A 12,668-nucleotide genomic window follows, 5' to 3' on the forward strand; every position below is an offset into this window, starting at 1 on the left:
AACATCCACTTTTCTGCGGCATTGGTGATTTTTCTAAAAGCGAAAAATATCATACGGGGAATGATTGGTATGCCGGCATGCAATAATTGAAAAGCAAATGAGAAAAATAGAACGAGAGAAAAAGACAGTGAGAACAATGATTGAGCATTATTCTCGTTACAAACTGAAGCAGAAAGATATCCCTGAAGAATACCAAAGGTTGGCAGAATATGCCTGTAAAAGACTTGAACGATGTAGGTTCGGGGATAAAAAAACCGCCTGCAAGAAATGCCCGATACATTGCTATGCACCACGAGAGCGGGAAATGATAAGAAAGATTATGAGATGGTCTGGCCCGAGAATGTTGTTATTTTCCCCAATTTCTGCAATACGCCACCTGTTAAACAGATAGCGCATGTTTATCATAAAATAAAAACAGAGAAACTCATTTTTTTATGGGTTTAAATTATTTTTCTATTAAAAATTTGCACGTTTTTAAAAAAAAACTTACTTTTGCAAAAACAAAAATAAGTACAACAATAAATTAGTGATGACATCTATTAGATGAAAATCTGAAAAACATAAAACAGAAATATCAATTCAAATGAAACGATTACTACTGAAAAAGTGATTTCCTCATATAGTATTAACACTAAAAACAACAATTATGGAAAAGAACATTTTTAAGAAAATCATGTTATTATCAGTGCTCGGACTATTCGCAGCAGGCACACTGACGTTTGTATCTTGTGGTAGTGATGATCCGGATATCCCAAGCGGAGGCGGCGGAGGCGGTGGTGATGACTCCGGCGGAGGTGGCGGAGGCGGCGGAAGCACAAATAAAGACCCTTGGGCAAACCTCGTAAATGAAGATAAAAAAACGTTGCAAATTGATGGTAACACTGCAACTTATGGTGATCACACCTACACTATAGGTGTGCAAATAAACTCCAAGGAGGACAATTTCTCGTCTAATGGAAATGCCATTCGTCGCGTGACATCTGCTTTCTCTTTTGATGAATATAACAAAAATGCTAAAAACAGGGTATCTTTCACAAACATACCATCAGGCTACACAGAGTTCAAGGCCGTTTATGAGAAATTTCTCGGCTTAACTGCTGAGGGTTGTATTGCCATGTTGCCAATGGCTATGGAAATATATGGTCGCAACCATGAAACAGGAAAAAAGTGTATTGAGTTGTTATGTACACCAACTTGTGCAAGCAGTTCGCTAAAAATAATAAAGGATAAAATCAAGTCGAATAGCAAAGACCCTTATGTTCAACGTTATCTCCCGGCAGCCTCATTGGAAGGAGCGACTTATTCAAATGCATACAAGCCTAATGAACCATACACCGTACAAATAACTGCAAACCCAAATAAAGCGAATGAAGATTCGGAAGTTGCAGGCGGTAAAGTACTGCACGCTCTTGTAATTACCAGCGGTGGATGGGATAGTTACAAACGTATGGTCAGCGTAATAAGAATGTACGATAGTGAAAGTGGCCCATACAAGATATTCAATTTCCCGGATTTATTTGTACAATGCCGTAATATTCGTGGTACTTGGAATGGCTTGAAATAATTTTCCGAGCCGCTTGTGTCGGCTGAGGTAAAACGCAATGAGAGTGTGCCAAAGTTTTATATTGACACACTCTCTTTTTTTGTTGACCTTTGAGCGATGAGGGATTCTTTCTCCGCTTCGCTTTGAAAGCGTATCCTGTCGGAGACGAGCGGAGCGATGAGCGAATTGTATCGTATAACAAGCGAAAAGTAACATTAGGCGCGCTTGGAAACCGACAAAATAGAATCGCTTGACAAAAAAGAATGCGAAAATTTTGTAAGAGAGCAAAAAAAATCGTACCTTTGCATCCGCAATTGTCCAATGGTGTAATGGTAGCACAACAGGTTTTGGTTCTGTTTGTGGTGGTTCGAATCCGCCTTGGACAACAACACAAGCCGCGTCGGAATCACTTCCAGCGCGGCTTTACTCTTTTTACCACTTTCTAAAATTTTTCATATCTTTATGTATGAATAAGTCTAACACTTACTTAAAGCCTTGTGTTGTGTAGTCTGATTGCGCACATAACACTGAAAATGCACGCTAAGTAACTAATTTAGCATACGCCCAAAGCATTATTTGAGCAATTTATCATGATGGTTTAAAATATTTTCCGTCCCTCCAACTGAGTTTGTTGTGGAGAACTACATTATTATTGCGTTCTTCTTCATCCACCATATTAATGAACTTCTCTATTTCCATATTCATCATTTCATAGGCAGAAACATCACCGGTCTCTGATTTATCGTGTGTCGCTTGAGGGCATTCTTTCATCATACTCTTATATATATTGATAGTGTAGGCTATTGAACTTTTGTTGGTACAAAGGTGCAAAGTTTATTTTATATTTTATGTTATATTACGGACAAAAAGTATAACAAATAGGACTTTTTGAACAATAAAAAATATAACAGTAAGGACATAAGAAAAGGTAAATCGCTAATAAACATCGATTTACCTTTTTTATTATGTTACAATCAAATATTTTCGCTATACATTCTTTTTCCTATATTCCGTAGGTGTCATCCCGGTTGATTGTTTGAACATCTTAGAAAAATAAGAAGGAGAGTCGAAGCCACATTGCATATAAATATCGGTTATCGAACTATCGGTATTCTTCAACATCTGTTTTGCAAACAATATACGGAACTCCCGGATATAGGTAGCGGTGTCAACATTTGTCAGCATTTTCACTTTACGGTTCAGTTGTCGCTGACTCATGAACAACTTTTCTGCCACGAAGGCCGATCCAAGTCCCGTATCACTCATATTCGCCTGTAGTATCTGATGCAGTTGCGACATGAATTTCTGGTCGGCAGCGGTGGTATCCACCTTTTCCACACTTTCGTCAAGCAGCGCATTAGAATATTTCTCTCGCAGCAACCGTCGCTGTTCGAGCAGTTTTTCCACGCGCAACATCAGTTCTTCGCTATCGAAGGGCTTTGCAATATAAGCATCGGCCCCCACCTCAAAACCTTTCATAAGATTATCATGCTCGGCATGTGCCGTTACGATAATCACAGGAACGTGGTTCAGCAATTTGCTTGCCCTTACGCTGCGACACAACTCATACCCATCCATTTCGGGCATCATAAGGTCTGTAACGATGATGTCTGGCACATATTCCATGGCTTTTGCAAGCGCATCACTACCATTCGGGGCATACATCACTTTGTATTTCTCTGTCAGTATTGCACGCATATACCGCGCTACCTCGGCATTATCCTCCACCAATAGCACCTGTAGTCTGTCACCATCGGCAATCTCTCGGGACTCCTCTTTTACCCATCCCTTTTTTACTTCCCCCAAACCAGATTCCACTACCGCATTTCCCATGGCAAACAGCGAAGGCATCCAGTATGGTAATTCACGCTCGGAATGTTTCAGAGGAATAGAAAGTGTGAACAACGTACCTTTACCTTCAATGCTCTTAACCTCAATACTTCCGTTCATTGCTAGCACCATTTGCTGTGTCAGCGACAACGAAATTCCCGAACCTATATTTGGATCCACATTGCTCCCCCTGTGATAAGGTTCGAAGATATGTGGCAAGTCCTCTTTCGGAATACCGATTCCCGTATCGGCGATATTGATAACAATCATCCCTTCCTCCCTCTTCATAGTGATGATAATTACCCCACCTCGCGGTGTGAATTTCAGCGAATTGGATATCAGATTACACAAACACCTCTTCATAAAGCCCGGCACAAAGTCCATATTAATACACGGCTGCTTCGACTCGAACTCCAATGTTATGAGTTTCTTTTCGGCATGAGTGCGTAAGTTTTCAACCACCATACGCGTCAAAGCCACGACATCGCCCGAACGCCACACATTATTTACGTCATCGGTATGCACCTTCGAAATTTCAATGAGTTGGTTAATGAGGTTGAGAAGAACATCCGACTGTCCTGTTATAGTGTCATAAGCGTTCAGTTTTTGCGGATCGGTCTCGCCCTCTTTCATGCTGTTCACTTGTCCCTGTATCACCGTGAGTGGCGTTCTGAACTCATACGTTATATTCTTGAAGAAGTCTTGTCGTATGGAGTTTGTCCGAGCAATCATCTTTTGTTGCTGCGAGCGCAGCCTTACTATGTAGAACAACGCCACGCAAAGAAACAGCAACATGAGTACCAATGTCACACCTCCCCAAAACACCATTTTATGAATAGACAGCAGTGCTTCTTGTTTTTTAATCGTCTCTTGCTTTTGTGTTGACTCGTACATTGCGGCATAGTTCTCTTTTATCCGACATGTATTTTCATTAAAGATACTGTCTTTCAGTTCTCCTGCTTTCTGCAAATAAGTCACGGCGACTGTCGGTTGCGTGGTCTTGTATATCTCAGCAAGAATCTCAAGATTCTGTTGTATAAGATATTTCACGCCCATGCGCTCCGCCATTTCTTTGCTTTTCTCCAGCATTTTTACCGCGTCTGTCCGTCTTCCCATCTTCAGATAGACGTTGCCCAGTTGCTTTAAGTTGATACATACGGAAATATTTTCCGGCGTGTCATGCATCAACACATTTGCGTCCAAATAGTTTTTCTCCGCCTTAACATAGTTTCCCATATCGGCATAAACATCGCCCATTTGCGACAACCTGCGTGCCATTTTCAGCGAATCGCCGGCATCACTGTCAATTTCGAATGCCTGTGCAACAAAATTCAGAGCCTCTTCATGCCTTCCGAGTTTATTATACACCTCGCATGCAATTCCCAAATGTGCCGACTCACTCTTGTTGGTGCCCGATATACGATCCATTTTCATAGAGCTATCGATGAATTTCTTTGCATTCTCAACATCCTTCACGGCCAGATAAACGGCAGCAAGATTGTTATAGTCAGACCCCATCGACTCATAATCCATCTTTATACTGTCTATCTTCAGAGCCTTCTCTCCCATTGCTATCGCCCTCTCCGTATTGGAGGTACGCGCATAACAACAACATAAATGAGAGTAACATTCGCGCATGTTTGCCGTATCTTTTGCTTCGGTATAAATTGCCAAAGCCCTCTCTCCCATGCTCTGCGCATCAGAGAAATTTCCTTTGTCGAATGTATCGAACGATGCTTCGAGCAAAGAGTCGGCTTTCTGCATGACCGAATTTTTCGATGCACCGGAATCTCCGTTGTCGCTACATGCACATAAGAGGAGTGCATAGATGAATATAAGGAAAAGACAAATTCGTTTCATCAAGATTGCCTTATTTAAAAGGATTATCCGCGACCATGCATTCATGGCATGCCGCAGGTTAAATGGTGATATATATTCAAAACCTCGGCAGTTATCTCGAAAAGGGCGAACGGCACAATGAATCGCCATTGCCTCATATACTTCTCTGCCGTGTCAAGCATCATCTGTTGCAGATTCTTGCGCATTATCATTCCCACAATTCCCACTATCGGGAAAACTACATATATCGGGACGAGGAAAATCACATTGATGTTCATCTGCACCGCCTCGAGAAAACGACCATGCACAGCAAGCAGAAAAGCACGCGTAACACCACACGACGGACACGGTACGCTCCACAACAGTTTAGTGGGACACACCGTCACAGTGTTTTTATAGCCACCGTCAGTCCAGTTGATTAGCAGCCAAAATAGTAGTGCTACCCACACAATATTGAGCAGCCACAGTTTTTTTCTTTCTTCCCTCGCCGTCATCAAAGGTACATCATCATCTTTTCGGCATTCTTTTTCTTCGCGGCACCCATTATCAAGAACCAGTCGAGCATATAGCCAACATACAGAATCGCTCCAATGCCGAAAGTGAACACCGACGCTGTAGGCAGAACGAAGAGTCCCACGATGAGTTTTATCACACCGTTAGTGGCATCTCCGATATAGAACCTGTCTATCCCGAACGTACCCAAAAAGATTGACAGAAAGAGTGCAACTAACGGACTTTTGAGACTTATCGACATCAATGTGAACGATCTGCTGTCGTCCATAGCCTCTAATCTTTGCCTTATAATTGGGATATACTCCGTGGGGATATATCCCTGATTGGCAATGAAGAAAGTGCTTACTTTGTTAGAATCCATTATTGTTCAGAATATAATATTAAACACCAATCGGTCATTTGAACGCATTTGCTTAGATTTGTTATTACCGGCATACTTCCTTACTACTTTAGTCCGTTTGCCGACATCTGCCGCAGCCATTACATCTCGATGTAGCCCGCTACGCCTTCGATGAAACGTCAGCATATTTGCTCAACAATCGAACAAAATCAGCCAAGGACTCTAATGACCGATTGGGGTTAAAAAAAAGACTATGAGCAACGCGCCATAGCACGCTGCAAATAGTCTTTGTGATTAAATTTGGAAGCGGATGAAATCCGTGTAAGGATTATCCAAGCACCTCAATAATCTTCTTGTAGTTGTACTCCTTGGTTTTGTTGATGATGCTGAACCAGTCGATGATGGTCCAGATACCACAACCTCCACATGTCAACAACTTGATAACACCCATTGTAGTGTCACCCAGCATGAAGCGGTCAACGCCATAACTGCCAAGGAAGACAGAGATGAGCAGCATCATTGTCTTACCTTTCAAAGGAGTTGCATTAAGCAAGTTTACCTTGTTATCATCTGCTGCTGCAAGAAGTTCACGAATTTCGTTAAGTCTCTCTTCCGGGAGGTTTTCACTGTTCAGTGCTAAAAACTGATCAATCTGATTTGCGTCCATAATATTGTTTATTTATGAGTTAATAATAGTATATCACCTTTCCTGATTTCAGTTGGATTCCAAATCACAGGCTCTCGTTGTGCTTAAGCCGTGAAAAGAAATTACTCTGCAAAGATAAACAAATTGATTTATTCTGCAAAAAAAAAGATAAAATTTTGATAAAAAGATGGGATTTTTGAGACATAAAGAGCCGATTTTGACATAAAGACATAAAGGTTTGGGACATAAAGACATATTTTCCGGACAAAAAGACATAAAAAATTTTAGACATAAAGACATATTTGGGAGGACATAAAGACATATTATTAAGACAAAAAAGACATAATGGATTTAGGACAAAAAGACATAAAGACTTTTAGGATTTGAAGAAATGACATATAAATTCATACAAAAAATGATCTTTTTGTCTTTTTGTCCTAAATCCTTTATGTCTTTATGTCCCCCAAAATATGTCTTTTTGTCCACAGACCTTTATGTCTTTTTGTCCCAAACTTTCATGTCTTTCTGTCCTACCAGAAAACAAATTGGGCGAATTTGGTCAGCAAAATGGGCGAAATTGCTGACCAATTTCGCCCATTTTGCATTACGATAGGGCATGTTTTATATCGCCATAGACATGCTCCAAGCATTTTGTCCCTATCTTACCATGCTGAAAAGCGAGGCAAAGCCCCTGTTTCCGTAATACCTAATACTTGAATGACGAGCCACCGAGGAACTCGCGTATCAGTGAAGTAGGCGGTATTTCGCGGTCGTTGATTGGCGATATGTAACTGAGGAACTTCAGCAAGCGGTAGGCCTCGGAATGCTCCGGAGCATTCTGCGGCACCTCTCTCAGTATCGGTTCCGCCTGACTCTTTAGCACGGCGAGTTCGAAAAGCATTGCGGTGTTGAACATCGTGTCGGCATTCTCCTGATACGGGAAAATCCATTTATTCTCTCCTGCACGCACCGAACCCCAACGTCTGATGGTCTCCCGTGCCGAACATCCACGATATTTATAGTCGCGCACGATGCGTCGCAGCAGTCGGTTGTCGGTGGTGGGTATATAGTTATGATTGTCTATAAGTATCGTTGTCAGTGCCGAGGCATAGACACGGTATTTCATCTCGTCCGGAATCTGCTCCGTGAGTTTCGGATTCAGTGCATGTATTCCCTCCACTACGAGAATATCGTTCTCGCGCAACCGCATCTTTCCTCCCCCCTCCGGGGCACTTTTCCCTGTCTGGAAGTCGTATCTCGGCAGCGTTATCTCCTCACCGTCGAACAACTGTTTCAGATGTTTGTTGAGCAACGGTATGTTCAGAGCATAAAGGCTCTCATAGTCATAGTCGCCCTTTTCGTCAAGCGGTGTCTCTGCGCGGTCAACGAAATAGTCGTCGAGCGAAATCTGCACCGGACGCAACCCGCATGTCATCAGTTGCACCGAGAGACGCTTGCACGTCGTTGTCTTACCGCTTGACGACGGCCCTGCGATGAGAACCATTCTCACGCCACGGCTGTTTGCCACTGCTTCTGCGATGTGTGCGATTTTCTTTTCCTGCAAAGCCTCCGACACTTTTATTATGTCTGTTGCATTCCCGTGCCTCACTTCCTCGTTCAGGTCGCCCACTGTGGATATACCGATGATGTCCTGCCAGCGATGATGTTCTTGGAAAATCTCGAACATCTTATCCTGTTTTACCATTTCGCCAAGCACATCCGGATTGTCCTGTGAAGGAATACGCAGCAAAAGTCCGTCGTAATATTTTTCCAGACCGAATAGATATAGTTGTTCGGTATTTGTAAGCAGCGTGCCATAGTAATAATCGTTATATCCGTCTATTTCGTAATACACGGTGTAAAGCGAGCCTATGCCACGCAGCAGTTTCACCTTAGACGAGTGCGTGGAGACACGACTGAACACTTCCACGGCTTCCTCGGTGGGACATTCATGTCGGCGTATCGGCCTGGCCGATTTAATGATTTCCTCCATACGCTGTCTGATTTTTGTCACATCTTCGAGCGTCACGGCTCGTCCAATGCGCAGGTCGCAATAGTATCCATTGCTCACCGGGATGTCTATCACCACATGTCCGTCGGGATAGATGTCGCTCACCGCCTTGCACAGCACGAAGAAAAGCGAACGCACGTAGGCACGGTGACCGCTTGGTGTGGTGATGTCGAGGAACTCCACGTCTTGATTATGATAAACCCTATAATGCATTCCTTCCACGCGATTGTTTACCTCGGCACTTACCGGTCCATGCTTCATTTCCACCCCCGAAATAGAAAAAATATCAGAAAGTGTGCTTCCTATTTCCACATTTACCGTTTTTTTATTATTTTTGCAACGGATTTTAACTGTTTGTTTCATAATAATGGATTTTACGGTTAATATTCGCGAAACCCGTGCGAATAGTTTTCGCGAAGTCAATGGCAAAGATAACAACAATCTTGCTATCGAGGAATTAAAACCTGATTAAACATTTAATATTTATATTTTTTAATTTATCCGCTATGGATGTTTGGATATTTTTCAAGTTGATAGGCTCTCTCGCACTGTTGATGTTTGGTATGAAATCAATGAGCGAAAGCCTTCAGAAAATGGCCGGTTCGCAACTGCGCCACATTCTTCAGGCAATGACAACCAACCGTTTCACGGGAATGCTCACAGGAGTTTTCGTCACCGCATCGGTGCAATCGTCAACGGCGACGACGGTGATGACCGTTTCGTTCGTTAACGCCGGTCTGCTGACACTTGCCCAAGCCATATCTGTAATCATGGGTGCCAACATAGGTACCACTCTCACGGCATGGATTATGTCGGCCGGATTCTCGTTCAATATCACCGACTTCGTATATCCTGCATTCTTCATAGCCATACTCCTTATATATAATAAGAAGCGTAAGGACATCGGCGATTTCCTTTTCGGTATCGCGTTCATGTTCCTCGGACTCGGCACCCTGCGCCAGACGGGTATCGACATGCACCTCGGCGAGAACTTGTCGGTGCTTGAGTTCTTCTCATCGTTCGACCCCAACAGTTTTGTCACCACATTGGTGTTCCTGCTGATTGGCGGCGTACTTACGATGTGCGTGCAGTCGTCGGCCGCCGTCATGGCCATCACCATGATTCTATGTTCGAGCGGTGTGCTTCCCATCTATCAAGGCATCGCGCTCGTGATGGGCGAGAATATCGGCACCACCGTCACCTCTAACATCGCTGCCCTCACCGCCAATACACAGGCACGGCGTGCCGCATTCGCACACATGTTCTTCAACTTGTTCGGCATTTGCTGGATTCTGCTCATTTTCCGCCCGTTCGTTGACCTCGTTTGCGGCTTGGCAGGCTACGATGTAACGATGACAAAGACAAGCGTGGGAGAAGATGTTTTTCTTGCCAATGCCGCCAAACTGAGTTTCGTATTGGCCGCATTCCACACCTGTTTCAATATTGCCAATACGTCAATTCTGATTTGGTTTATTCCTCAGATAGAAAAAATCGTGTGCCGTATAATCAAGCCTAAGAAACTCGATGAGGAAGAAGATTTCCGTCTGCGATTCATCCCTGCCGGACTTATGGAAACCCCTGAGTTGTCGGTTCTTCAGGCACAGAAAGAGATTCAATCGTTTGCCGAGCGAATGCAGCGCATGTTCGGAATGGTGAGAGAACTGCTCGTGGAGAAAGACGAAGCGAAATTTGCGAAACTCTATGCGAGGATAGAGAAGTATGAGAATATCTCCGACAACATGGAAATAGAAATAGCAACGTATCTTGACCAAGTGAGCGACAACCACCTTTCTGACGAAACGAAGGCCAAGATACGCGCCATGCTGCGCGAGATAACCGAGATAGAGAGCATCGGAGACTCATGCTACAACGTCGCACGCACAATAAGCCGTAAGATACAGGCCAAGCAAGATCATTTCACTGAGAAACAATACGAGCACATACATCAGATGATGGAACTCACCGATCAGGCACTCACCCACATGAATACCCTCATGGCAGGACGCAAGGAGAGTTTCGACGTAAACCTTACGTTCAACATAGAGAATGAAATCAACAATTTCCGTGACCAACTGCGAAGCCTCAACATAAAAGATGTAAACAACCATGTTTATTCCTACGGCACCGGAACGATATACATGGACATCGTGAACGAGTGTGAAAAACTTGGCGACTACGTGGTGAACGTGGTAGAGGCACGCACCGGAATCAAGTATCGGGATGCCTAAGATAAATTCTTAAGGTTTTTCTTGGGGATTAAAACAAAACACCGTAACTTTGCATCGAATATGCAGGTTCTCGCCTTTTGGAGATGAAAAGGGAATCGGGTGAAACTCCCGGACAGACCCGCTGCTGTAAGCCGAAATTGTAAAGGCACGAACAAGAATGTCACTGAGATTATTGGGAAGACGTTCGTTGCCGTCGGCAAAGTCAGAAGACCTGCCTGCATAAATACCATCGGAACGCCCCTGGGTATGGGCATCGATGGGGAAACGACTATGACGTGTAGTCATTACGTGTAAATATTTGTGGAAATCACTCTGCGCTCATGGCTTATATGCCTGCTTTGCTTTGTTTTCTCCGTTTCATACGGACAAATAAAGAAGAGCCGTCTTGACAGCATTCAAAATGTTGCCGAGGTGGTCGTAATGTCGCGTCTCACGTTCAGAGAGGTAATTCCGTCACACACCCTGAACGTAGAACAACTGAAAAGACTCAACTCTCATAACGTTGCCGACGCACTGAGATATTTCGCCGGACTGCAACTGAAAGACTACGGAGGCGTGGGAGGCATAAAAACCGCTAACATACGCTCTATGGGCACAAACCATTTGGGCATATTCTATGACGGCGTAGAACTTGGCAATGCACAGAACGGACAGATTGACCTTGGACAATTCTCACTCGACAATGTTGAAGAAATAACACTATACAACGGACAGAAGAGCGCGATATTCCAGCCCGCAAGCGAGTTCGGGAACGCCGGTTCGGTGTATATCCGCACACGTCGCCCACGCTTTGCAATAGGCGAGAACAGGCATCTTCGCTTTAATATTAAATATGGTTCGAGCGACATGGTGGCTCTGTCCACGCTTTGGGAAGAGAGAATATCAGAGGCTGTGAGTTCTTCAATGAGTGCCGGAATAATATCATCGAGCGGAAAATATGATTTCCGTTATCGCAGGATAACTCCCGACGGAACTGTTGCATACGACACCACTGCCACCCGACAGAACGGCGACATCTGGGCATTACGCGCCGAGGCCAATCTTAACGGGGTGTTCGAGCAGGGCGCGTGGAACATTAAGGCATACACCTACCACTCCGGGCGCGGCATTCCCGGAGCAATAGTGAACAACGTATGGCGACGCGGTGAGCGACAATGGGATCATAACACATTCGCACAGGCTTCGTTGCAGAAGAGCATAGGGAACGTATTCAGCACACGACTGCTGACGAAATACGTACACTATAACACCCACTACATCAACCGCGACACGACAACATTGATGATCGACAACCGTTATCGCCAGCAAGAGTTCTACGTGTCGTCGTCAAATGTGTTCGAAATAATATGACAATATAGATGCCCGTAGCATAGACATAGCGTGGGCGGTGGACAATAATCGCCAACCGGTGAGTCTCGATTTTGTTGATTTCGTGCGTGTATATAGCGGACTGAACCAGACCGTGGGAGCGCTGGGAGAAACGAGTACGGAGGTGAGCGGAGCCGAAGACCTGCACCTCGAAGAGTCTATCGCAGCAATCATTGCAACCGGAATAGACGACATTAACGGCTCACATACATCAACAGAGGTGGCACGATATGCCGCCGACGGAGCACGAATTACAACTCCGCGACGCGGTATGAACATCGTGAAAATGAGTAACGGAGAGGTAAGAAAAGTATTAATACCCTAAAACGAAAATAATTTTATACATTAAT

General features: G+C 44.1%; 10 protein-coding genes, 1 tRNA gene, 1 pseudogene and 1 riboswitch. Of the genes and pseudogenes, 6 read left to right on the forward strand and 6 right to left on the reverse strand.

Going from position 1 to position 12,668, the window contains the following annotated elements; genetic code table 11:
- The first annotated feature begins 97 nt into the window (after nucleotides 1–97).
- The 3 genes from EHV08_RS06455 to EHV08_RS06465 all read left to right on the forward strand — a co-directional run bounded on the left by EHV08_RS06455 (nucleotide 98) and on the right by EHV08_RS06465 (nucleotide 1,929).
- Entirely contained in the window at nucleotides 98–391 is a 294-nt protein-coding gene (locus EHV08_RS06455) for a nitrous oxide-stimulated promoter family protein (protein ID WP_126678591.1), read from the forward strand.
- Between the two features lie 255 nt (nucleotides 392–646).
- Nucleotides 647–1,564: a DUF6935 domain-containing protein gene (locus EHV08_RS06460; RefSeq protein WP_126678592.1), complete on the forward strand. Its 918-nt coding sequence runs from the start codon at nucleotides 647–649 to the stop codon at nucleotides 1,562–1,564.
- Nucleotides 1,565–1,858: 294 nt separating this feature from the next.
- Nucleotides 1,859–1,929: transfer RNA gene (locus tag EHV08_RS06465), tRNA-Gln, on the forward strand.
- Between the two features lie 202 nt (nucleotides 1,930–2,131).
- Here the strand turns inward: EHV08_RS06465 and EHV08_RS06470 are convergent.
- The 6 genes from EHV08_RS06470 to EHV08_RS06495 form a co-directional block, all read right to left on the reverse strand.
- Nucleotides 2,132–2,317, reverse strand: coding sequence for a hypothetical protein (locus EHV08_RS06470; protein ID WP_126678593.1), 186 nt, complete (start codon nucleotides 2,315–2,317; stop codon nucleotides 2,132–2,134).
- 213 nt (nucleotides 2,318–2,530) lie between these two features.
- On the reverse strand, nucleotides 2,531–5,233 hold the full coding sequence (locus EHV08_RS06475) for a hybrid sensor histidine kinase/response regulator transcription factor (protein WP_158676063.1): 2,703 nt from the start codon (nucleotides 5,231–5,233) through the stop codon (nucleotides 2,531–2,533).
- A gap of 41 nt (nucleotides 5,234–5,274) precedes the next feature.
- Nucleotides 5,275–5,706 (reverse strand): DUF2752 domain-containing protein, encoded by a 432-nt coding sequence (locus EHV08_RS06480; protein ID WP_126678595.1) that lies wholly within the window; start codon nucleotides 5,704–5,706, stop codon nucleotides 5,275–5,277.
- The gene (locus tag EHV08_RS06485; RefSeq protein WP_126678596.1) at nucleotides 5,706–6,086 is read right to left on the reverse strand and encodes a TM2 domain-containing protein; all 381 of its coding nucleotides are present in this window, start codon (nucleotides 6,084–6,086) and stop codon (nucleotides 5,706–5,708) included. Before EHV08_RS06485 ends, EHV08_RS06480 begins: the two co-directional genes overlap by 1 nt.
- A 307-nt stretch (nucleotides 6,087–6,393) precedes the next feature.
- Nucleotides 6,394–6,732, reverse strand: a complete 339-nt coding sequence (locus EHV08_RS06490; RefSeq protein WP_126678597.1) for a TM2 domain-containing protein — start codon at nucleotides 6,730–6,732, stop codon at nucleotides 6,394–6,396.
- 685 nt (nucleotides 6,733–7,417) lie between these two features.
- The gene (locus tag EHV08_RS06495; protein WP_126678598.1) at nucleotides 7,418–9,085 is read right to left on the reverse strand and encodes a nucleoside kinase; all 1,668 of its coding nucleotides are present in this window, start codon (nucleotides 9,083–9,085) and stop codon (nucleotides 7,418–7,420) included.
- A gap of 143 nt (nucleotides 9,086–9,228) precedes the next feature.
- Here EHV08_RS06495 and EHV08_RS06500 point away from each other — a divergent pair, with 143 nt between their 5' ends.
- The 3 genes and pseudogenes from EHV08_RS06500 to EHV08_RS06510 all read left to right on the forward strand — a co-directional run bounded on the left by EHV08_RS06500 (nucleotide 9,229) and on the right by EHV08_RS06510 (nucleotide 12,643).
- Nucleotides 9,229–10,950 carry a Na/Pi cotransporter family protein gene (locus EHV08_RS06500; protein ID WP_126678599.1) on the forward strand — a complete coding sequence of 574 codons (1,722 nt, stop codon included), beginning with the start codon at nucleotides 9,229–9,231 and terminating at the stop codon, nucleotides 10,948–10,950.
- Between the two features lie 47 nt (nucleotides 10,951–10,997).
- Nucleotides 10,998–11,183: riboswitch (cobalamin riboswitch) on the forward strand.
- 187 nt (nucleotides 11,184–11,370) lie between these two features.
- Nucleotides 11,371–12,297 (forward strand): annotated as a pseudogene (locus EHV08_RS06505) (TonB-dependent receptor); the annotation flags it as partial.
- A gap of 40 nt (nucleotides 12,298–12,337) precedes the next feature.
- Nucleotides 12,338–12,643 (forward strand): hypothetical protein, encoded by a 306-nt coding sequence (locus EHV08_RS06510; RefSeq protein ID WP_126678600.1) that lies wholly within the window; start codon nucleotides 12,338–12,340, stop codon nucleotides 12,641–12,643.
- The last annotated feature ends 25 nt before the right edge of the window (nucleotides 12,644–12,668 follow it).

This window comes from Prevotella koreensis, assembly GCF_003977605.1.
Taxonomy (GTDB): Bacteria; Bacteroidota; Bacteroidia; order Bacteroidales; family Bacteroidaceae; genus Prevotella; species Prevotella koreensis.

Coding starts and splice junctions, on each gene's coding strand:
- EHV08_RS06455 (WP_126678591.1), top strand. CDS start 98: ATGAGAAAAATAGAACGAGAGAAAAAGACAGTGAGAACAATGATTGAG.
- EHV08_RS06460 (WP_126678592.1), top strand. CDS start 647: ATGGAAAAGAACATTTTTAAGAAAATCATGTTATTATCAGTGCTCGGA.
- EHV08_RS06470 (WP_126678593.1), bottom strand. CDS start 2,317: ATGATGAAAGAATGCCCTCAAGCGACACACGATAAATCAGAGACCGGT.
- EHV08_RS06475 (WP_158676063.1), bottom strand. CDS start 5,233: ATGAAACGAATTTGTCTTTTCCTTATATTCATCTATGCACTCCTCTTA.
- EHV08_RS06480 (WP_126678595.1), bottom strand. CDS start 5,706: ATGACGGCGAGGGAAGAAAGAAAAAAACTGTGGCTGCTCAATATTGTG.
- EHV08_RS06485 (WP_126678596.1), bottom strand. CDS start 6,086: ATGGATTCTAACAAAGTAAGCACTTTCTTCATTGCCAATCAGGGATAT.
- EHV08_RS06490 (WP_126678597.1), bottom strand. CDS start 6,732: ATGGACGCAAATCAGATTGATCAGTTTTTAGCACTGAACAGTGAAAAC.
- EHV08_RS06495 (WP_126678598.1), bottom strand. CDS start 9,085: ATGAAACAAACAGTTAAAATCCGTTGCAAAAATAATAAAAAAACGGTA.
- EHV08_RS06500 (WP_126678599.1), top strand. CDS start 9,229: ATGGATGTTTGGATATTTTTCAAGTTGATAGGCTCTCTCGCACTGTTG.